The following is a 21,860-nucleotide window of genomic DNA, read 5'->3' on the forward strand; positions in this document are numbered from 1 at the left end:
AAGAAAACTTCAAAGAACTCAGCCAGCCAGCCCATACTTACTTTTCCGTATGACCATGAAAAAACTATTTACTCTTATAGATCTCCGCTCCCGCCAGCAGGAAACATCCCAACCCATAATCCTCAAAATCAGGGATCTTGTCAAAACTCACCGGTTGCCCGTCAGACGGCTGCTTGCCCGTACTCTGTACGTAACCAAGCATGCCGTTATCATGCACACAATCCTTTGCCAGAGCATGCCATGCCTTCAAAACTACCGGCTGATACACCTTCTTATCAAGATACCCATGGCGGACGCCCCATGCCATACCATACACAAACAAGGAAGTTCCCGTCAGCTCCTTACCACCGAAATTAGTCGGATCATGCAAGCTGGCATTCCAGAAACCATCCGCACGTTGCAGTTTGATGATCGCCGCAGCCATGTCTTTGAAATCCTGCAAGTAGATCTTGTAATAAGGAGACGATTTCGGCAGCCATTCCATGGTGCGAACGAGTGATGCTAATACCCAACCATTCCCACGGCTCCAGTAGCAGTTGCCGCCATTAGGCTCTTTGTAGGGAGGTACGAAGTCCTTATCCCGCCACCAGAGGTGCTCCTGCTGATTGTAAAGCCCATTGGTGCCATGCCTGAATTTTGTGAACGCGTACATCTCGTACATGCGATGGAAATAGGCAGTGTCATTATATAACTTTCCCAGGCGCGCCATTACCGGCATTGCCATTTGAATAGCGTCAACCCAGTCCCAGTCGTCGATAACGTCTGTTGCTAACATGCTGTCGATAGAGGCCTTGATATCGTGAATACGCTCAGGTTGTTTATCTATGAGGTAGAGGTCAATGTAAGTCTGACCACAGGCCTGATTATCGGCGTTGCGGGTCGTGATGCCACCGCGAAGGCCCCAGTGATGTTTGTCGCCCCACTGTACGGCGTAGTCGTAATAGCTTTTCTGCGGATCAATCTGGTAGAGCGCCATGAGTCCTTCGTAATAGACGGCCCTCGTCCAGATATTTGAAGGCCAGGTCTTGTGCAGTACGATCTCCTTACCGGCGTCCGGCCATTTCTCCATGAAATAACGGTTAACGAGGGTGAGGGTTTTCAGCACTTCTTTCTTCGGTGGCAGCGATTGTGCCCGGGCAGGCAGATAACTGCTGAGGCTCAGCAGGACAGTAGCGGCTAAAAGATGCATCTTCATGTATATAGTTTTTACGTGGATGATCATAAATCGTGGTATACCCGCGCACATCATCACCTGTCAGGGCATGGGGTGCAGCCCTTCCCACATCACATGCCACTTCCCATTGGCGGGAATACCAGGTAGTGGCTCCGTGCAACCATCATAACCGGCACACATCAAGGCGACAGCTGTCAGAAGCCCTCCATTGCCGGGCAGATAGAGCCGCAAACGTTCATCCTGGTAGTTATGCCCATTAGGGAGCCAGGTGTTGGTCTTTACGGGCATGAATAAGGCTTCTATTGCTTTCTCCGGCAGCCCAAGACGGGTGGCTGTCATGGCGGTGAGCGGGAAATCCCAGCCCCAGGTTTCCTGCCAGTTCCAGGAGGTCCATATCTTGTTGAAGGTGCGGTGCATAACGGCAGTGTCAACATAAGGCCCTGCGGGCAACATACCCAAAGCGCCCAATACAGCAGGATGGTCTGTCATGTACGACGGATTGGTATATGAATCAGGTGCGCTTTCAGCAGCCAGGTAGAGACCATCCTTTTGTGGGAGCGGCGACAGGCTGTCCAGGAGATTGTCCCAGCGGGTATTGCGGGGTAGTCCCAGACGGGTACGCCATTCCTGAGCGGTTGTGAGTCCCCAGCGCCAGTAAGCCAGTTCGAAGGTGGCGTTGAAGGTGTTTTCGGGTTTGAAGCGCTCCTGTGCAGGGATCATTCCCTTGCCTAGTATATAGCGATGTGTGGCACTATCGTAAGCTGCAAATGATGCCATGAAATCTGCAGTAGCGAATACCAGGTCTTTATACTTGTTCAGTGTGCCATGGTCGTGGTAATGACGATACAACAGCTCCGTCATATAGATGAAGTGAGGCTGTTGCCATAAGAGGAAAGCGCCTACAGAAGAAGGGCTCTCATTGCCTTCCGGGTCTGTCATTTTCTGCCAGCGGATGCCTTCATAGCCCTGGCGTTCTGCGATAGCTTTGGCTTTGCCAGCGACAGTAGCATACCACTGCAGGCTTTTCTCCAGTATATCAGGGCGATTCCATAAGGCAAAGTGAACGGCATGCCACCAGTGCATTTCCAGGTGGGGCTTACCGAACCAGCTGTTGTAGGTCAGTCCAGTTTCCTGTGGAGGCATGTTGCCGGCGCATTGTACTGCCATCAGGTATTGTGACAGGATGATCCTGCGTTCCAGCTCAAATGCACGGGGATCAGTGCTTCCAACGAAATCTACTGCCGCTCCTGTTTGCCAGAAACGCAGCCAGTGATCTTCGCTGAGGGTGCGTACTGTTTCAAAGGGAGGCAGGGTGCGCATAGCATTGGGCCGCTCTTCGCTGAAGCGGAAATCAAAGTCAAAACGGGTAGTCGTAGTGACTGGTGTGATGATATGATCATGCCGCTGCTGTTGCGCGAGTGTCATCGCATCAGAGCCTCCTACCTGCAGGAAATAACGTGTTCTGTCAAGGCTGTGTTCCATTGTGAAAGCACGCTGTCCCACTTCAACAACGCGGGATACATGTTTTTCAGGATATGCCCTGTTCACGCCGGCATCAGAAAAGGTGCCGGTGGGATAAGGGAAACGGATTTCCAGTTTTATCCTGCCTTCTTTCAGCAAAGGAGATTCGATCCTGACTGCTACGAGGTCTGTTTCAGGATGTACAACGGTTAATACCTGTACCGGATTACCTTCTACTGTGAAGCGGCTTTTGATCACGCCATTCCAGAGATCCAGTTCCTGTGATACATCTTTGATATCAGATAAGTGGCAGGCAGTCCCATTCTTCAGTAATATCTGCAAGCCGATGTTACCCAGCTGCAAACGGTGCATATTCTGCCTGAACCAGTCTGAGGCCTGTTTATTACGTTCGGGCGAATTCCATTGCACCGCATAGGTGACATCGCGATTATTCAGGTGATATGTTTTGAGGCTTTCTTCAAAGCGGTAGCCTGCTGTATCGGTAAAGCTATGCCATCCCCATTCGGATTGTGTGCCCAGTGGTACGCCCTGGCTATAGGCTTCAGGAAAGGATTGTAGTCCGGTAATATCTACAGTAAAAGCAAAACCTCCGTTGCCGAGGGTCAGCGAAGAAAGCGAATCGAATTTATTATTGACAACATTATGCCGCTGCACTAAGGCCATACGGTTGATGAGCTCCTGGCTCCGGGAAGTGGAGCTGATGAGCAACAGCAACATAAAAAATAAAAGCGCGTATAACCGGTTTTGTATCCTGTACTTCATGATGGTGGAACACATTTCAATAAATGTATGGAAACGTCTGCGCAAACGGATTATTAATTTGCAATATCTGCCTCAACAAAGCATCCCATAGTGTCCCAGTGAAAGTGAGGCAGATTTTATAATTTAGTCCGTATGAAAACATTTTCCCTTCTCCGATCTGCCGCCTGGATGCTGGTTATTTGCAGCAGTCTGCAGGTGCGCGCCGACACAACTTATGCTGACGATAGCACTCACCAGGAAAAGTACGTGCTCGTCATACATGGCGGTGCAGGCACTATCCTGAAAAAGAATATGACCGCCCAGAAAGAAGCTGCTTATAAAGCAGGGCTGGAAGAAGCATTGAAAACCGGTTATAAAGCATTACAGGCAGGCAAAAGTAGCCTGGACGCAGTAGAAGCTACTATTCGTGTACTGGAAGACAACCCGCTGTTTAACGCAGGGAAAGGCGCTGTGTTCACGCACGATGGACGCAATGAAATGGATGCTGCCATTATGAACGGTAAAACACTGGAAGCAGGATCTGTGGCAGGCGTATCTACTATCCGCAATCCTATTGCCGCGGCCAGGGCGGTAATGGAAAAATCAGAACATGTGATGATGGCAGGACGCGGCGCAGAACAGTTTGCGAAAGAAGCAGGACTGGAGATCGTAGATCCGGCCTATTTCCGTACAGAGGAACGTTGGGAAGGATTACAGAAAGCATTGAAGGCAGACTCCTTGAAAAGCAGACTGGATCATAGTTACCAGCCGGCAGGAAAACTGGGCGTTGAGAATATCGATAACAAGTTCGGTACCGTAGGTGCTGTGGCGCTTGACAAAGCAGGCAATCTGGCCGCAGGAACATCCACCGGAGGTATGACCAATAAAAAGTATGGCCGTATCGGTGATGCACCTATCATTGGCGCCGGTACCTATGCGAACAACAATACCGTAGCTGTTTCCTGTACAGGCTGGGGAGAATTTTTTATCCGTAGTGTGGTAGCGTATGATCTGTCTGCGCTGATGGCATATAAAGGGTTAACGGTGCAGGAGGCCGGTAAGGCCGTTATAGAGAAAGTAGGTACACTTGGAGGGAATGGTGGGTTGATAGCTTTGGACAAAAATGGTCATGCCGCGCTCCCTTTCAATACCGAAGGAATGTACAGGGGCATGGTGACCGCTGAAGGAAAAATAACGATTGAGATCTACAAATAATGGGAAGTTTCCGGGAAGTTCCGTGAAACTCCAGGGCGGAGTTTCACGGTTTACTTTTCATGTCAGTATAGGGTGTTAGGATATAGTTATTTTTTTTGGCGGCATACGAACGCCGCTACAGATCAGTTCAGAAAACCAAACCTGTTCTCAAACAATTTTCCAACTCCGGGGACAGGGCTTAATATGTCTCTGGACGCTGCTGCAGCGCCAAAGGTCATTAAGACCAATGGAAGAAGGCCGGCTACCGCTAATATTGAGCCTATTGATGGAACAATTACTGAAATGACCTTAATGGCTGTCCATAAAATCACAGTAAAGATAAAAATACCCAGTGCCTGATTCAGGTGATAACGCACCAACCTGCTTCTATCCGGGCTACTTTTATACTGGACATAGCTATATATCCATCCAATCAATGTGATGTAGGCAATAATAGCCAACGTTTGGTTTTTCATAAAAGATATGGTTTAATTTTTTGGGACAGAGCTACGGTATTGCTACCATGCTTCCCTATCCTTTATGCCATCAATAATTTGGGTGGGTTATCTTTCGATTGTCGTGTCTCCGGTTACGATACCAGCTTTTGCAGCCTGGGTATCACGAGTGTTCTTTTGTACGCTGATAGCGCCGAAAATGCTTAACAGGAAGGCGAAGGCATAGAACCCTTTTTCGCTTGGCAACAGTGTCGCATTCCATAATCCTACTGCCAGCAATACAATGCATAATATTGTGGATACCCAGCTGATACCATAGTAGATATCTGTTACCGGTATCCCTTCCAGACGGTCTCTGACACATTTCTGTACAGATACGCCTGCAAACAGACCATACATTAATATGGTAAAATAGTACCCCTTTTCATTCAGCAGCATTCCTGCATTCCACAGGCCAATGATGTAACCTAACACACCTATTGATAATGCAAGCCAGGAGGTAGCAATAAAGGCAAGTGACGGTTTCTGCTTCATTTATGTTGTGTGATAATTACGATGTAAAAGTAGATCAAATTGTAAGGGTGGAGAATAGCGGTTTTCAGGTATAAATCATCGGGATTCCTTATTTTGGCCTCCGAATATCCTGGATACTTATGGAATATAATAAGGGGACCCACCTCATTGCGACACTATATACAACTGAGCATCAACTACTTAATACATTCACAGCGTTTAAAACCCTGACGGACGAACTAATTCTTACCTATCAGTTACAGAAACTGGGCGAGGTATATCATAACTTCTCCCCCTCCGGCTATACGGGAGTGGTATGCCTGAGTGAAAGTCATTTGTCAATACATACATGGCCGGAGCATGGGAAGGTCAATATCGATATTTACCTCAGCAATTACCTGCGTAATAATGACGGTACGGTAGATAATATATACAGCGCGATCAAAGCTCATTTTAATGCGGCTGTTGAACAAGAACAATTCCTCAAACGCTAATCAATGACAGAGATCCCTTATACCCATCAATGTCCTTCCTGTAGTAACCTGGTCACATTCAGCTCCCCGCATACCTCCGTACGGGTATGCACATGTGGAACGGTGCTGAACAGAATGACCGATGGCACTATCATACCCAGGCCCTTCCACGTTATTGCCGAAAAGGCATCCGTTATTGCGCCGGGTACTACCGGACAATGGAAAGGCAAATCATTCAGGGTAAGCGGCCGCTTCAGGATCTGGGCAGCGGAAACCGTATTTAGTTACTGGACGATTATATTTCAGGACGAAACCGCCGCCTACCTCATGGAAGGATATGGTATGTATGCCATTCTCCTGCCCGTAGCTACACCTCCGGAACTGGCCCAGGATGCAATCAGGCAGCTGGCACCCGGTAAAAATAAACTGTTGAATAAGGAGCAATACATGTTGTTGCGTAAAGACGGCTGTAAAAAATGGGATGTAGAAGGAGAACTCTTCATCCCCGAATGCAACAGCACCTTTACTACCTTTGATTTTTCAAGCTCCAAGGGACGGGTTTTACATATTATAGAATACTGGTCGCAGGTGCATTCCGCCTTTGAAGTGCACTATACCGACTTTACATCGCTGGCCCTGGAACAGACCCGCCCATACGAAAGCGCGGGCAGGGAATTTAAATGTGTCTGTGGCACGGCATTGCATGTTGCGACCTTTCCCTATGCACAAAGCTGCGGATGCCCTAAATGTTACAAAGTGTATGTATTTGAGAATGGTCTTGCATTCGTAAGGCAGCATAGCAAAAACCTTAAAAACAGTACACCCGCCATTACACTGGGCGCAACGGGCATTATAAAAGGGATTTTCTATAAGGTGATCGGTTTCATTGTAAAAGAAGAACGAAATCAATACCAGTCACAATGGAGGGAATACACCTTGTTCAACGAGCAGGAAGGTTATGCTTTTCTGAGTGAATACGATGGTCACTGGATCTACCTGCGTGAACAGGGCAAAACGCCCGTTCCGGAAAGTATGGGCACCAGCGGGTTTAACTATGACGGGAAGAGTTTCGATCTGTTCAATTCGTATGGTTTTAATATTATTTCTGCACAGGGGGAATTTCCTGGTAACGCCTTCAACGATGGAAATATAAAGTGCTGGGAGTTCATTTCACCTCCCATCATGTGGAACAGGGAGCAAAGTCCCGAAGAAGGTATCGTCTGGTTCAAAGGATGGCATGTAGACCCCGATGAACTGAAAAAAGCCCTGGGAGATGCCATTATCCGACCCACACAAATCGGTGTAGGTGCAGTACAACCCAATGGTTATATCGACCTGCTGACACTGGTCAGGAACACTGTAATAGCGATAGGGGTGCTGATCCTGCTACATCTGGCCATTACCTCCGGTAACAGCGAACGGCAGCTGTTCACGCATGAAATTTATTTCTCCGACTCTAGTACTGTAACAACGACAGTCATCAATGATATCCACCTGGAGAAACGGCAAAGTAATCTCATGTTAGACATCTACGCGCCTGTGCAGAACAACTGGATGGAGGTAGAAGCAACACTCATCAATACAAAGACCGGCACTGAATACAGCGCTAGTGAAGGTGTGGAATATTACAGTGGCGTTGAAGACGGGGACAGGTGGTCCGAAGGAAGCCAGAACGGCACCTTTTATATCAATGAAGTACCCAGTGGCGATTATACGCTGAAACTGGAAGCAACCCGGGAATCTACCTATTTTCCTGTAAAAAGCTATACGCTCACGGCGCATTATGATGTGGCCAATACCAGGAACCTGTTCATTTGTATAGGTCTCCTGCTGCTGTGGCCTATCTTCAAATATTTTTCAACCTACTACAGCGAAAACAAACGCTGGTCAAACAGTCCTTATTCAGCATTTACAATAGGCGAAGATGATTAATAAATTCAATCCATTCCAACGGGAATCACCCTTGTTTTCCATCAGGTGGTTCATTGTATTCGCAAGCCTCATTGCAGGATTGCTGTTCCGTTCAGACACCAGCGGGTGGCGGCTGTTTTCGTCAGGGCAACAGCAATGGAGCGCCTCGGGCACACACGGATATCATAAATAACTTATTAAACAACTTATATGTCAAACGCACTTATCAACTCTATTCTTTATTCCTTTATAGGTATTGCTATACTTGTAATCGTATTTGTACTGGTGGAAGTATTAACGCCCAGGCATAACCTGCGTAAAGAGATCATGGAAAAGCAGAATATGGCCGTAGCTGTACTGGCAGGATTTTTCATGCTGGCCATGGCTATTATCATCGCATCTGCCATTCACTAAGCCAAAGAACCAATGTCTAAAAAAGAAAACGGCGCACAGTGGCTGTTACTGACGGCAGTATTTGTTATTGCCACCTGTGGATTAATTTATGAACTGGTAGCGGGTACCCTGGCTTCTTATCTGCTGGGAGACAGTATCACACAGTTCAGTACTATTATTGGCGTGTACCTGTTTTCTATGGGAATAGGCTCCTTCCTCTCCAAGTACTTCAACAAAAACCTGCTGGCATGGTTCATCAGGATTGAACTGCTGGTAGGCATGGTAGGAGGATTCAGTTCCGCCTTACTGTTTATCGTATTCCCCCTGGCAGCGTCCTTCCGTATTATTCTGTATGCCATCGTGCTGATCACCGGTGTACTTGTAGGACTGGAGATCCCGCTGCTGATGCGCATACTGGAGAAAAAGGTGGCATTCAAAGAGCTGGTCAGCCGGGTATTCACCTTTGACTACATCGGTGCATTGCTCGCTTCCCTGATCTTTCCTTTACTGCTGGTACCTCACCTGGGCCTGATCAGAACATCCCTTTTCTTTGGGATCCTGAATGTAGGCGTGGGCTGGTACCTTGCACATCATTTCTCCAAAGAGATCAAACAGGTGGCGATGTTGAAGACGGCAGCCATTACTTTGCTGCTGGCACAGCTGGTCTGCTTTGTATTTTCAGAAAAGATCATGAGTTACAGTGAAACGATGACCTATGATGATAATGTGGTGTACTCCACGTCCACCCCTTATCAGCGTATCGTACTCACTAAAAACAAACATGAGCTGCGGCTGTTCCTGAACGGGAATCTGCAGTTCAGTACTGCGGATGAATACCGTTATCATGAGGCCCTGGTACATCCCACATTCTCCTCTCTTGATCAACCAGAGCAGGTACTGGTACTGGGTGGCGGCGATGGTCTTGCTGTGCGGGAGATCCTGAAATACCCGTCTGTCAAACAGGTTACTTTGGTAGATCTCGATCCGGCTATGACAAAGCTCTTCTCTCACCAGGAGATGCTGGTCAGGCTGAATGACTCCTCCCTGCTGAACAGCAAGGTGCGTGTACATAATGCAGACGCCTTTACCTGGCTACGGAGTAATAAGACATTATTTGACGCGATTGTGGTGGATTTCCCCGATCCTTCTAATTTTTCCATCGGGAAACTGTACAGCACATCTTTTTATCAGCTGCTGAAACGAGCGCTTCGTCCTGATGGTATTGCCGTGATACAAAGCACCTCTCCTTATGTAGCGCCAAAAAGTTTCTGGTGTGTGGATACTACCCTGCGTGCAGTAGGCTTACACACGATCGCTTATCATAACTATGTTCCTTCTTTTGGCGAGTGGGGCTATATCATGGCTACTCCGGAAGAGCCGCATCACTGGTTCAGCCATCTTCCGGCGCCATTAAAATTCCTGAATCCAACTACCCTGCAACAGATGCTCACATTTCCGGAGGATATGAAAGCGCATCAGTTGCTCGACATCAATAAACTCAATAACCAGGCTTTGGTAAAGTATTTTGAAGAAGAGTGGGGTAAATATCTTGAACATTAAGATATGCGGAGAAGATCATTTATACAATCCATAGCAGGGCTCACAGTAGTGAGCAGTGTTATCGCCTCCTGCCACCGGCAGCGGGTGATCGGCGGTAGTGTGATAGGGGCCAGTTCCCATACCGGACATCTGCTGCGGGATAAGAGGTTTGCAGCACCGGTCAGTACGACAGAACATGCCGTAGTCATTGTCGGTGGTGGTATCAGCGGATTATCTGCTGCACGTCACCTGCACAGGCAAGGTATCAGGGACATTGTGATATTAGACCTGGAGAAAGAAATGGGCGGCAATGCCGCCTGCGGAAAGAACGATGTTTCTGCCTATCCCTGGGGCGCACACTATGTGCCTATCCCGAACAATGACCTGACGGAATATATCGACTTTATGCGTGAGTGTGGGGTTATCACCAGCGATGCTGCGGCAGCCCTCCCCGCTTACAACGACTACTATATCTGTTTCGACCCGGAGGAAAGACTGTACATCAATGGTCAGTGGCAGGAAGGGCTCATTCCTCATTTTGGCGTACCTGCGCCGGAAAAAGCACAGATACAACAGTTCCTGGATAAGATGCAGGCCTTTCGCCTGGCGAAGGGACAGGATGGGAAAGATGCTTTTGCTATTCCGTTGGATCATTCCAGTAAAGATCCTGCCTTCACACAACTGGACAGCCTCACCATGAAACAGTGGTTGCAGCAGCAGGGGCTGACGTCTCCTTACCTGCAATGGTATGTGAACTATTGCACCCGCGACGACTATGGCACTCCTTATGACCAGATCAGTGCCTGGATAGGTATTCATTACTTCGCCAGCAGAAAAGGCAAGGGCAGTAACGCTGCTCATCATGATGTATTGACATGGCCCGAAGGCAATGGCTGGCTGGCAGCACATCTGAAGAAAGAACTGCAACCCTATTTTCGCAACGAGGCATTGGTAGCACGTATTCAGCAGGAAAATGATACCCTCGCTATAGATTACTTTGATGTAAAAGAGAGCCGCTTAAAAAGGATAAAGGCACAACAGTGCATTCTTGCGGTACCACAGTTCGTAGCCGCCCGGATACTGCAGGATGAAGCACGTATACAGAAAGTACATCAGCATATACAATACGCACCCTGGATGGTGGCCAACATCACCACAAAAGAACTGAACGAAAGAACCGGCCCTCCACTCAGCTGGGACAATGTCATCTACGACAGTCCCTCACTGGGATACGTGGAAGCCACTCACCAGGAAATAAAGCAAGGTATCCATCGCAGGAATCTCACTTATTATCTGCCCTTAACGAACCATACACCTCTAGAAGAAAGGAAGGCTGCACTGGAAAGAACACATGCGGAATGGGTACAACTGATCGTTGCAGACCTGGAGAAAGTGCATTCCAATATAACAGACGCGATAGAAGAAGTGAATGTGATGATCTGGGGGCATGCCATGGCCAAACCCGTACCAGGCATGGCACATGGTACAATCCGGCAGGAACTGGCCGCGGCCGTGAATGACCGCCTGCACTTTGCACATACCGACCTGGCAGGTAACAGCATATTTGAGGAAGCCTTTTATCAGGGGCTTTCCGCCGCAAAAAAAGTCATGACCCATTTATCCGGTAACATATGAATAAACAAGCGTGGATAGGCAAGCCGTGGATTGACAGTATATTCATACTGCTGCCACCGTTTTTAAGCCTGCTGGCCATTATATTGTTCCCTTCTCTCTTCAACAACAACAAAGAAATGCCTGAAGCAGGCTGGGTGGTACTTGTACTATTGGTAGATGTGGCACATGTATACAGTACCCTGTACAGGACCTACTTCGATCCGCAGGCGCTGAACAAACAGCGCTTCCTGCTCTGGATCATACCTCTCGCTAGTTTTATAGCCAGTGTATTGGTGTATACCATGAGCAGTCTCTTATTCTGGCGAATACTGGCTTATGTGGCTGTTTATCATTTTGTGCGTCAGCAGTACGGATTTATGCGTGTATATAGCCGGTGGGAAAATGCATCCCGATATAGTAAACGCATAGACAACCTTACCATTTATACAGCGGCATTATATCCTATGGCCTACTGGCATTTCAGTGGTCCGCGGAATTTCAGCTGGTTTATTGAAAATGACTTCGTCTTCTTCCCTTCAGCGCCCCTGCTGTATTTGTTGACCATCGCATATTGGGCGATCGTTGCTATATATGTTATCAAGGAGTTGTACCTGCTCTTTACTACACGTACTATCAACATTCCCAAAACAGCGATTATCACGGGCACGCTTGTATCCTGGTATTTCGGCATTGTCTTCTTTAATGGCGATATGGCTTTTACCCTGCTGAATGTGGTCAGCCACGGCATTCCCTATATGGCATTGATCTGGGTGTATGGAGAGAAACAATACAAAGATCCACGAAAGAGTAATTCCTTCCTGCAACTGGTATTCAGCAGGTACGGCATTGTGCTCTTCCTTCTGCTGATCTTTCTGTTTGCGTTCATTGAGGAGGGTCTTTGGGATATGACCGTATGGCAGGAGCATGCTACGATCTTTGGTACTGCACATCTGCCTTCGCTGGAGCTGAGTCATCAGTTCCTCAGCCTCATTGTTCCCTTACTGGCTTTACCCCAGATCACACATTATATTCTCGATGGTTTTATCTGGAAGATAAAGAAGGAAGAATTCAAATGGAGTAATGAAATTTAATATTTTTAGATAAAAGATCACCTATGCATAAGGAAACGCACGTCACCAGTTCTAACATCGTAAGAGATATCATCATTGGTATGGCTGACGGGTTAACCGTGCCCTTTGCCCTGACGGCGGGGTTAAGCGGTGTGCTGGATACCAGTCACCTGATCATTGTATCGGGTGTATCGGAGATTGCCGCCGGATGTATTTCTATGGGTCTTGGCGGTTTCCTGGCGGGCCAGACGGAGGTGGAGCATTATGATGCTGAACTGAAACGGGAGTATGACGAAGTAGAGCGGGTACCGGAAACAGAGCGGAAAGAAGTAGAAGAGATCTTTATGTCTATGGGCGTAGATGAGGCGCTTAGCAAACAGGTCACTTTACAGATCAGTCAGGATAAAGAGAAATGGGTGGACTTCATGATGCGCTACGAGCTTGGGCTGGACAAGCCGGATAAGAACAGGGCTTATCAATCTGCCATTACTATTGCATTGGCTTACCTGGCGGGTGGATTTATTCCCTTATTTCCTTACCTGGTTACGAGCAACAATCAGCATGGCTTTTACTGGTCATGTGCTATCACCATTCTTGCGCTGCTGGTATTTGGATATTTCAAATCAAAAGTAACAGGGCAGCCGCTGCTGAAAGGCACCCTGAAAGTAGCTTTCACGGGTATTCTTGCTGCAGCGGCTGCATATATTATAGCAAAAATGATCAGTTAGTTTCTGCGGCTGCCATACTTTCCTGGCTTACCAATGCCAGTAATTCGTCTTTTTTACCGGTCTGCAGCAGCATGCCGATCAATCCTATGTACACACGCTGTTGCTCCTTATTCAATCCCTGGAATAGTCTTGGCTCGGTGGAATAGATCCCTTTCAGGAATTGCTGCAATTCTTTTCTGTTCCCAGTTTTAGGCAATATACCATTCCGGTCATAGTTGTCTATCAGCTTCACCGCAGCTTCGCCATCCACAAAAGCTTTCTGCCTCAATCTTACCAGTTCATGCAAATGCCCCATCACCTCTTTGAATACGCTGTGCTGTTTGGTTCTTTCAAACAGGTTCTGAGACAGTTCATTATCGCCTGGATTGAATGCATCGAAGTAACGGGACTCCACGTACACACTGTGATAAAACCCGATCGCATTATTGTTGAAAGAGGTCAGGTCTTTAAACACCTCCGACTGTTTTGAGTTCAGGAAATAGAAGAAGAACTTGTCCCCTATCCTTTCAGACCATCTTACAAAAGTGATCCTGAAGAAGAATTCCACACCCTCTCCATCTTTCAGGGAGATGACACCTGTATCACTTTCGGCAATAGCCGGTGTATATTCAATGGGCACGCCGTTGATCCTGATCTTATATTCCTTCTCCCTGTTCAGCATCAGGAACCAGCCAAATTCGCGTACCAGGAAGCTTTTAAACTCATCTGACTGAAAAGAGAATCCGGATACTTCGAACAGATCATAAAAAGTCACGGTAGTACCGGTCGCTTTTTTCACTGTTGTCTTCTTCCCTTCCGGATCATAAAAGTCCTTTGCATTTCTGCTGATGGTGATATCATATTCCATCATATCTCCTGTCTGACTATCCCTGTACACTGTATGCCACATTGCCTTTCCGCTGAAAGCAGAGAAAGAGAATCGGCCACGGCCCTTATTTCCTTTTATAAAGGAGGATGATTTCTGGAAGGATGCTTTTTTGATGGAATCATTGAAATGACCGAAGGTTTCCTTCAGGAGGTCATAGTCAATACCAGTACCATTATCAGTAATAGATAAACTATAGATCGTATCAATCTCATTGGATTCAAAATGGATATCTATCACAGAAGCAGCTGCGTCAAAGCCGTTCCAGATATATTCGGCTACGGCCTCCATATAATCTTTCGGCAGTCCGGAAGACTGGATACCGGTATCCGTCACTGACACCTTTTCTTTCATCTTAGCTATTTTGGCTGCTATTTACTAATTCTTTTAGTAACAATGGAATTTTTTCTTATTGATTATGAGGATGTATCCCCATAAAACACATCATCCTGCCCTTACATACGATATGCGGGACAGGATGATGAATTTATCTACTGCTGATATTGCTGTAGATTATACCAGGTTCTTTTTGATATATTTAATGCTCTTCGCAATGCTGACAAAAGGATCGCCGGGGCATTTATCCTGTTCAACGAAGAAATATTTCATGCCGGAATCGCCAGCATGTTTGAAGATCTCTTTGAAGTTGATGGAGCCATTGCCGACTTCTGTAAAGTCCTTCTCAGGGGTTTTATCCATATCCTTCACGTGCCAGAGAGGGAAACGCCCCTTATGTTCCTTCATCAGGGCTACAGGGTCCAGTCCTGCTTTCGTTACCCAATAGATATCCATTTCCATTTTCACCAGGTCTTTATCGGTCTGCTGCAAGAGGACGTCATAAGGCCTGCCGCCATCCTGCTGCTGGAACTCAAAATCATGGTTGTGATAACAGAACTGAATACCTGCTTTTTTACAGGTTTCACCGGCCTTGTTGAAATATTCGGCCAGTTGTTTATAGTGGTCGAGATTGCCGCGCTCTTCTTCAAACAGGTAGGCGCATACCATATATTTGATGCCTACTGTCGCTGCATCTTCGACTGCTTTGTCCCATTCATGTAACACCGTTCCTTTTACGTCTGCCCCACTCATCTTCTGTTCTCCCAGTATGTAATGGCTGCTGGGCATCTTTAGTCCTACCTGTTTCAGTTGCTGTGCAAAAGCTTTAGGGGTCATACCGTAGAATTGCTGTGTACCGGTGTAGGTAGCGCCTTCTACGGTGTTAAATCCCAGTTTTGCTACTTTTTTCAGGGCGGCCACCGGGTCTTTCTGCATAGCGTCTCTCACTGTATATAACTGCAGTCCTATGTTGGTGACTGGTGCTTTCCATAATTCGGAGGGTCTGATCAGCAAACCGGCCGAAGCCAGGGTGGTTGTTTTAAGGAATGATCTTCTTGACGTCATTGGAATTTATTGCTTGTTTTAAAATGGGCTGTGCTCTCGCCGATACCGGGATAAAGATAGAGTTTAGGGGGATATCTTGCTACCCTAATTTTAAGGCCCTTCGTCCCCCCTGTGGCAAGCCAATATCTACATGTAACTTGTATATGACTTGCATATGATCAGGATATTCCTCCGTTCTTCCTCCGTTAAAAACGGAGGAATATCCTGATCATATGCAAGTTATATGCTCGCCATATCGATTAATATTCAACGGAGCGTGACATTTTGCAGCTTTTTTATTGAAAAGTATCAGTAAAACCGACGTCATACTATCTGTAACTTTGCAGCGTCAAATGATGTTTTAGCCGTCGCAGGCGGCAGGAACATCTTTATATGTGATGAAGAGCCAACATGGGAAATATTAGAAATATGATATCAGGATCATCCTGGTATATTAATGACGCTGCATTTGACTGGTTATATCCGGCAAGAATTCAAAAACTCTCCAGGCAACACTGGACACCGATGGAAGTAGCCAAAAAAGCCGCCAATTTCCTGGCTACCGGAGAGGGAAAAAGGATCCTTGACGTAGGCAGTGGCGTCGGCAAGTTCTGTCTGATCGGTGGATATCATTTTCCGGAAGCTACATTTTATGGGGTGGAACAGCGAAAGGAGCTGCATCATTTTGCCCGGGCAGCCAAAGATTTGACGGAGGTAAAAAATGTGGAGTTTATCAATGCCAATTTTACGCAGATAGATTTTGAGGAGTTTGACCACTTTTACTTTTACAATGCCTTTTTTGAGAACCTGGTGGCGGACGGACAAATCGATCAGCAGATGGAATACTCCACCAGCCTGTATAACTACTACTCAAGGTATATGCATAATGGCCTGGATAGTAAGCCCAGTGGTACCCGCCTCGTTACCTTTCATAGCCTGGAAGACGAAATACCGCCCAGTTATCAACTGGTGGATGCCACGGTCGATTTCCTGCTGAAGATGTGGGTAAAGCGCTGATAAGGGCGGCTATTTGTAGTTGGCGATGGCGATCAGCTGGTTGACATCATTAATGATGATTTTCCTGCCTTTTGTTTCCAGTATCTTACTTTCTTTAAATTCAGTCAGGACCCTTACCACATTCTCCCGCGCAGTACCTACAAGGCTGGCCAGGTCTTCACGGCTGATGTCTATCTCAATAGGTATGCCTTCTGCAAGGTTTACCTTATACTTTTCACGGATGACGATCAACTGCAGGGCAAGCCTTTCCCGCACTGTTTTCCGGGCAAACATGGTAAGACTGTTGGCCAGCACTGCAAACTCGTGGCTCAGGGTTTTAAGCAGCCTGTTATTGAGTAAGGGAGAGCAGTCAAGGGTATGCAGAAAATCCTCTTTAGGGATAAAAGCAATGGTGCTTTCTTCTATTGCGGCGGCGGAGTCGGGATACCTGTCTTCTGATAAGACAGCATGATAACCTATCAGTTGTCCGGTATTGGCGATGTAAATGATCTGCTCCTTACCTTCCTTATCTACTTTGTATTTTTTGACCTTGCCTTTAGTGATATAAAATATACCGGAAGGGTAAGTTCCTTCTCTGAACAGCAGCTCATTCTTCTTATAGACCTGCTCACTCACATGGGCGGTCAGCATCTCATAGACCGCCTGTGGCAGGTCCGCAAGAATGGACTCACTCTTAAAATCCCATTTATCAATTGGAAACTTATCCCGGATATTCATAGCACACAAATTACTATTTTAAAGGCAACGGTACTGACGGGATAAATGAATTAAGGGACACAGATGTATCCCTTCTCTCTTATTGTTCAAGTTAGAGATAGCGTTGCGTTTCCACAATGCCATATCTTCCTTTCTGATTTAGACTATGTATATCTGTTATCTTTTCATCCACATTTTTAACCGGAAATCGGCAGACGCATCTACCTGCTGATAAGCAGGCGGCACCTCATCTTCAAGACTATGGAAGGTTACCAGCCTGGTGCCGGCGGGCTTCCTGTCCAGTTCCCTGTACAGAAAACGCGAATAATACTGATACAGGCTCTCGGAATATTCAATGCGGTGATCTATTCTGTCGTTAGTAACCAGATTCTCGAAAAAGGCATTGTAAAAGTAAAAGTGGTCATATGTGGCAAGATCCACCTGTGTGAAATTCAGGTTGATGAATGCGGCATTTTCTGTCTTTGTATACTCTTTTGCTGCTTCTGCATAATGATGCAGTTCGCTTCTTTGCTCCACACCGTAAAAGAATGATCGTGGATAATAATGAGCGCCAATGAGGGTGAATTTACCAACGCCGCTTCCTATATCGAGGATCTTTCCCCCTCCTTCTGCGGCCAGAAAACCAGCTGCCTTTTTTGCAATGCCCATCGGAGTCCAGTGCCTTCGTGACATTCGTTGGATCCCTTCCGGATACAGCCAATCAAAAGAGGCATCGCTTAGAAACGATGCCCGTCTCGTTATTGCATTTCCCATTCCCTGTAATCAATTGGTGAATTTGTGCATATCAGCTTACGAACCCCACTACACTATTAAAATCATCCACATGACTGCCGGTGATGTTAATACCGGTCAAAACAGTTGATATTTTCGTATTGCGAAGGTACCTTTGATAACATTTGGGTTCACTGATACTTTTCAATTAAAAAACTGCAAAAGATCACTTTTTGCCACACCGTCCATTACTATGAGTTTAGCAGGGTTATTTCCTATTGACAAATGGAATTTTAAATCTCAGTCCATTTTGAATAATCTGCCGGAGGATGAGCGCGCAGATCTCTACTCCCATATGCAGGAACAGCGATATGGTAAGGGGGAGATCATTTTTAGGGAAGGGACCGTGGCTTCCGGTATCTTCTTCATCAAAAAAGGGAAAGTCAAAAAATACCAGGTGGACCAGGCCGGAAAGGAACAGATCATCTATGTAGCTAATACAGGAGAATTAATGGGTTATCACGCTATTCTGGCGGAAGAATATTACCCCGACTCTGCCGCCACATTAGAGGAATGTATCATTTCATTTATTCCCAAGGAAGATTTTACTGCTGTATTGGAGCGCTCCAGCGTATTACCCCGCAGGCTGCTGAAAGCGCTCAGTCATGAGTTTACCGTGCTCACGAATAGTATTTCCGTATTTGCCCACCGTTCGGTGAAGGAAAGGCTGGCTATTGCATTAATTGTGTTACGCGAGAAATTTAAAGCGGAAACATTGCCCGGAGAAGAAATAGTGATCAATCTTTCCCGTAGCGACCTTGCCAATATGGTAGGCACAGGCAATGAGAATATTGTCAGGTTTCTCACAGAATTCAAGGCTGCAGGCATTTTGAATACCCAGGGAAGAAAGATCTGGATCACAGATGTAAAAGAGCTGATCAGGTTGTCTGGCTATGGTATTTCCGGATGATAATATAACCACCCCTATTTACCTGCATGGGCATAGTCGTTGTACCCTTATATACTGGCCCGTTCTCTCATCTCCCAATCAGTTATATGGATACATCTCCGCAATTCCTCGTGGTAACAGGTACATCCGCAGGCGGTTTGTCTGCACTCCGGCAATTGCCTGGCAGCGTCACCACTGATGGAGATGTAGCTTATCTGGGGGTGGTGACATTCCCACGGACTCATTATAGAATATAGGGATCATTTACCGAATTAAAAAATTTGCTTTTTATTAGAAACTCACTAATTTAACATTAGATGCAATCGATTGGCAAACCGAAACAAACGTTTACTCTTTAGATAAAGTTCAATTCCCTCATTTCCCTTCACCTCAAAATTTCCGTTATGAAAACATCCCTACGATGTGTTATTACTATGCTTTTTTTGTTTTCCATGTCTCCCCTTTTGCAGGCCCAGGTTACGTTATCAGCGAATGGGCCCGGCGATACATATGAACTTATTGAAAGCGTTTTAGGCAGTGGCACGGCCGGAGAAGTGCCGGACTGTGGTCATACTTCTTTTGGCAGGCATATTACTGAGGAATTTGACTCCCAGCTTAACAGATATGTCTTTGTATTCCACATCCATGTAACACCCGACAATGATCGTTGCAATGGCAGCACAGACAGGCAAAGGAATGAAATTAAAACACAGGGTAACTCTCCTGCCAATGTGAAAGGGTCACTGAATGAAACAGTTACCTATCGCTGGAAGTTTAAGCTGGACGCCGGTTTTAAACCTACGGCCAACTTCTGCCATATTCACCAGATTAAAGCCGGAGATGGCGATGATGGTGCTCCTATCATCACCATTACTCCACGTGCCGGCAATCCACAGAAACTGCAGATCATCCACAGCACTGGCAGTGGCGGTACGGGAGGGGAAGTCCATAGTGCTGATCTTTCGGCATTCAAAGGCGTATGGGTGGAAGTATTTGAGAAAATAAAATATAGTACGAGTGGCTCTTATGAGGTAGTCATAAAACGGGTAAGCGATGGCGCTACGCTGCTTAGCTACAGCAACAGTAATATCAATATGTGGCGGGATGGCACTACCTTCTGCCGTCCTAAATGGGGCATTTATCGCAGTCTCAACAGTATATCAGACCTGCGTGATGAACAGGTCCGTTTTGCAGATTTCTGTATCGCAGAGGGCAATGCTACCTGTCCCAGTGATGTCGGCAATGGTGGCGGCGGAGAAACAACTACATTAACGCCCACTGCAGATGCCTATGTAAGAAGTGGCACTTATGCAGGTACCACACATGGCAGTACGGATGCCGGCATTCTGATAGCCAAACTTAACTCTTCCGGTTCTGCAGACAATGACCGGCAGACCTATGTAACTTTTGACCTGAGCAGTGCTGGTGCTGATATATCCTCTGCTGTATTAAAGTTATACGGAAAGATCGACGATACCAGGTCATCAAATGTACCTGTTGGGGCGTACAGTGTATCCAATACTTCCTGGTCAGAATCTTCCATTACGTGGAATAATAAACCAGCTACTTCCAGCGCTGCACTTAGCACTGCAACGGTTACAGATGCCACTGCCAGGTATTACACATGGAACGTGAAAGACTATGTACAAAGTGAAATTAGTGCAGGTCATACAAAAGTATCCTTTGCATTAAAGAGTACACAGATCACTGATCCGAGAATAACTTTCAACTCTAAAGAAACAGGTACTAATCCGCCACAACTGGTTATTAATGGTGCCAGTGCGGATATATCGGAAGCGCCGCTTGCTTATTCGCATATAGAAAAAACAGCAACAACTGATCTGGCAGTGAATGTGTTTCCAAATCCATTGGGAAATAACACCACGATAGATCTTAACTTAAAACAGGCCGGCCGCACCCAGGTAGAAGTATTTGATCTGCAACAACGGAGGGTAGCCGTGCTGGTAAATGCCTATCTGCAGGCAGGAGTGCATCGTACTGTTTTCGACGCGAAATCTGTTCCTGTGGGTACTTATATCATAAGAATATTGCACAATGGCCAGGTAGTGACAAAGAAAATCTCCAAACAGTAACACAACATTTTATTTCCACATCATTTATTAACTGACCAAATCAACAACCATGAAAATCCCGGCAATAAGCAGTAATGCTATACAGTTGCTATGGCAGCTAAGAACACTGCTGATACTCTCTCTCATCGTTTTTCTTACCGGCAGTTGTAAAAAAGAGGCGCAAACACCCGATGAACATTCGTCCTCTTTATCTGAAACACAAAAGACTGCCAACATCAATGGAGATGTAACAATAGCTGCTGCAGTGGGTAGCGGATGGGTGGCATACTCCCCTACCAAAAAAATCCACCTGGACGATGCAGACGGCCTGCAGATATTTAACTGGACGTCTTACAAGTCGGTTGGAGACCCTATCTGTGCAGACTACCAGTATGACAATGGCACCGAGACCTTCCGCATTGTGAACAATCAATCGAACCGGTCAGAAATACGGCTACAGAATGAATACTCTTCAGGCAGTCGTCAGTTTGAGGGTTATGTCACTTTCAATGCTCCGCTGGACGATGAATCGCTGATGCAGATCTTCGGCAGTACCGAGGGAGCCACCCAGTTAATGATCCGTGGCTATGCCGCTGATGGAGGCTCTATCAGAGGAGCAGGCCAGACACTGGCGACAAACGTTTATGGGAAAGAAGTGCATATAAACGTCATTCATCTGCAGGAGGACAAGGGCAACAGGATCAAAATCTACATCAATGGTGTTAAGAAAGCAGATATTGCAGATAATGAAGCAGTCACCAACTATATGAAGTATGGCAATTACGGTACGCTTAGAACCGGTACTGCTACTGTAAAATGGAGAGGTGTGAAGGTGTACAGAGATGGTACTGCACCTAACTGA

The 21,860-nt window shown here is 46.5% G+C and carries 21 protein-coding genes; 13 read left to right on the forward strand and 8 right to left on the reverse strand.

Annotated elements, in window-relative coordinates; genetic code table 11:
* Positions 1 to 64: 64 nt before the first annotated feature.
* Entirely contained in the window at positions 65 to 1,195 is a 1,131-nt protein-coding gene (locus CLV42_RS22155) for a glycoside hydrolase family 88/105 protein (RefSeq protein ID WP_106604111.1), read from the reverse strand.
* 60 nt (positions 1,196 to 1,255) lie between these two features.
* Positions 1,256 to 3,418, reverse strand: coding sequence for a hypothetical protein (locus CLV42_RS22160; protein ID WP_106604112.1), 2,163 nt, complete (start codon positions 3,416 to 3,418; stop codon positions 1,256 to 1,258).
* A 132-nt stretch (positions 3,419 to 3,550) separates the two neighbouring features.
* Between CLV42_RS22160 and CLV42_RS22165 the strand changes: the two genes are divergently transcribed.
* Positions 3,551 to 4,612: an isoaspartyl peptidase/L-asparaginase family protein gene (locus tag CLV42_RS22165; RefSeq protein WP_211303513.1), complete on the forward strand. Its 1,062-nt coding sequence runs from the start codon at positions 3,551 to 3,553 to the stop codon at positions 4,610 to 4,612.
* Between the two features lie 122 nt (positions 4,613 to 4,734).
* On the opposite strand, the gene CLV42_RS22170 is transcribed toward CLV42_RS22165, so the two are convergent.
* Together CLV42_RS22170 and yiaA are read right to left on the reverse strand one after the other, a co-directional pair.
* Positions 4,735 to 5,067, reverse strand: coding sequence for a DUF4870 domain-containing protein (locus tag CLV42_RS22170; RefSeq protein WP_106604113.1), 333 nt, complete (start codon positions 5,065 to 5,067; stop codon positions 4,735 to 4,737).
* Positions 5,068 to 5,154: 87 nt separating this feature from the next.
* A complete protein-coding gene (yiaA, locus tag CLV42_RS22175) occupies positions 5,155 to 5,580 on the reverse strand; it encodes an inner membrane protein YiaA (protein WP_106604114.1) in 426 nt (141 codons plus the stop codon).
* Positions 5,581 to 5,699: 119 nt separating this feature from the next.
* Between yiaA and CLV42_RS22180 the strand changes: the two genes are divergently transcribed.
* From CLV42_RS22180 to CLV42_RS22215, 7 genes are all read left to right on the forward strand, one after another.
* Positions 5,700 to 6,053 carry an S-adenosylmethionine decarboxylase family protein gene (locus CLV42_RS22180; RefSeq protein WP_106604115.1) on the forward strand — a complete coding sequence of 118 codons (354 nt, stop codon included), beginning with the start codon at positions 5,700 to 5,702 and terminating at the stop codon, positions 6,051 to 6,053.
* 3 nt (positions 6,054 to 6,056) lie between these two features.
* On the forward strand, positions 6,057 to 7,964 hold the full coding sequence (locus CLV42_RS22185) for a DUF4178 domain-containing protein (RefSeq protein ID WP_106604116.1): 1,908 nt from the start codon (positions 6,057 to 6,059) through the stop codon (positions 7,962 to 7,964).
* A gap of 189 nt (positions 7,965 to 8,153) precedes the next feature.
* Positions 8,154 to 8,357: a DUF350 domain-containing protein gene (locus tag CLV42_RS22195; protein ID WP_106604118.1), complete on the forward strand. Its 204-nt coding sequence runs from the start codon at positions 8,154 to 8,156 to the stop codon at positions 8,355 to 8,357.
* Between the two features lie 12 nt (positions 8,358 to 8,369).
* On the forward strand, positions 8,370 to 9,896 hold the full coding sequence (locus tag CLV42_RS22200) for a polyamine aminopropyltransferase (RefSeq protein ID WP_106604119.1): 1,527 nt from the start codon (positions 8,370 to 8,372) through the stop codon (positions 9,894 to 9,896).
* A 3-nt stretch (positions 9,897 to 9,899) separates the two neighbouring features.
* Positions 9,900 to 11,510, forward strand: a complete 1,611-nt coding sequence (locus CLV42_RS22205; RefSeq protein ID WP_106604120.1) for an FAD-dependent oxidoreductase — start codon at positions 9,900 to 9,902, stop codon at positions 11,508 to 11,510.
* A complete protein-coding gene (locus CLV42_RS22210; RefSeq protein ID WP_106604121.1) occupies positions 11,507 to 12,580 on the forward strand; it encodes a hypothetical protein in 1,074 nt (357 codons plus the stop codon). Before CLV42_RS22205 ends, CLV42_RS22210 begins: the two co-directional genes overlap by 4 nt.
* A gap of 23 nt (positions 12,581 to 12,603) precedes the next feature.
* On the forward strand, positions 12,604 to 13,287 hold the full coding sequence (locus tag CLV42_RS22215; RefSeq protein WP_106604122.1) for a VIT1/CCC1 transporter family protein: 684 nt from the start codon (positions 12,604 to 12,606) through the stop codon (positions 13,285 to 13,287).
* On the opposite strand, the gene CLV42_RS22220 is transcribed toward CLV42_RS22215, so the two are convergent.
* Both CLV42_RS22220 and CLV42_RS22225 read right to left on the reverse strand, forming a co-directional pair.
* Positions 13,280 to 14,506, reverse strand: coding sequence for an ATP-binding protein (locus CLV42_RS22220; protein ID WP_106604123.1), 1,227 nt, complete (start codon positions 14,504 to 14,506; stop codon positions 13,280 to 13,282). The two genes, CLV42_RS22215 and CLV42_RS22220, sit on opposite strands and share 8 nt — an antisense overlap.
* A gap of 159 nt (positions 14,507 to 14,665) precedes the next feature.
* Positions 14,666 to 15,553 (reverse strand): sugar phosphate isomerase/epimerase family protein, encoded by an 888-nt coding sequence (locus tag CLV42_RS22225; RefSeq protein WP_106604124.1) that lies wholly within the window; start codon positions 15,551 to 15,553, stop codon positions 14,666 to 14,668.
* Between the two features lie 408 nt (positions 15,554 to 15,961).
* Between CLV42_RS22225 and CLV42_RS22230 the strand changes: the two genes are divergently transcribed.
* The gene (locus tag CLV42_RS22230; RefSeq protein ID WP_245901714.1) at positions 15,962 to 16,549 is read left to right on the forward strand and encodes a class I SAM-dependent methyltransferase; all 588 of its coding nucleotides are present in this window, start codon (positions 15,962 to 15,964) and stop codon (positions 16,547 to 16,549) included.
* Positions 16,550 to 16,558: 9 nt separating this feature from the next.
* Here CLV42_RS22230 and CLV42_RS22235 read toward each other — a convergent pair whose 3' ends face one another.
* The gene (locus CLV42_RS22235) at positions 16,559 to 17,266 is read right to left on the reverse strand and encodes a Crp/Fnr family transcriptional regulator (protein WP_106604126.1); all 708 of its coding nucleotides are present in this window, start codon (positions 17,264 to 17,266) and stop codon (positions 16,559 to 16,561) included.
* A gap of 156 nt (positions 17,267 to 17,422) precedes the next feature.
* Positions 17,423 to 18,019: a methyltransferase gene (locus CLV42_RS22240; protein ID WP_106604127.1), complete on the reverse strand. Its 597-nt coding sequence runs from the start codon at positions 18,017 to 18,019 to the stop codon at positions 17,423 to 17,425.
* A gap of 268 nt (positions 18,020 to 18,287) precedes the next feature.
* On the opposite strand from CLV42_RS22240, the gene CLV42_RS22245 reads away from it, so the two are divergent.
* From CLV42_RS22245 to CLV42_RS22255, 4 genes are all read left to right on the forward strand, one after another.
* A complete protein-coding gene (locus CLV42_RS22245) occupies positions 18,288 to 18,947 on the forward strand; it encodes a Crp/Fnr family transcriptional regulator (protein ID WP_245901715.1) in 660 nt (219 codons plus the stop codon).
* Between the two features lie 86 nt (positions 18,948 to 19,033).
* Positions 19,034 to 19,183, forward strand: coding sequence for a hypothetical protein (locus CLV42_RS33990; RefSeq protein ID WP_170117604.1), 150 nt, complete (start codon positions 19,034 to 19,036; stop codon positions 19,181 to 19,183).
* Between the two features lie 147 nt (positions 19,184 to 19,330).
* Positions 19,331 to 21,019 carry a CBM96 family carbohydrate-binding protein gene (locus CLV42_RS33730; protein ID WP_146154451.1) on the forward strand — a complete coding sequence of 563 codons (1,689 nt, stop codon included), beginning with the start codon at positions 19,331 to 19,333 and terminating at the stop codon, positions 21,017 to 21,019.
* Between the two features lie 49 nt (positions 21,020 to 21,068).
* Complete coding sequence (locus CLV42_RS22255) at positions 21,069 to 21,860, forward strand: hypothetical protein (RefSeq protein WP_106604129.1); 792 nt, start codon at positions 21,069 to 21,071, stop codon at positions 21,858 to 21,860.

It is taken from the genome of Chitinophaga ginsengisoli (assembly GCF_003014595.1).
Lineage (GTDB): Bacteria > Bacteroidota > Bacteroidia > Chitinophagales > Chitinophagaceae > Chitinophaga > Chitinophaga ginsengisoli.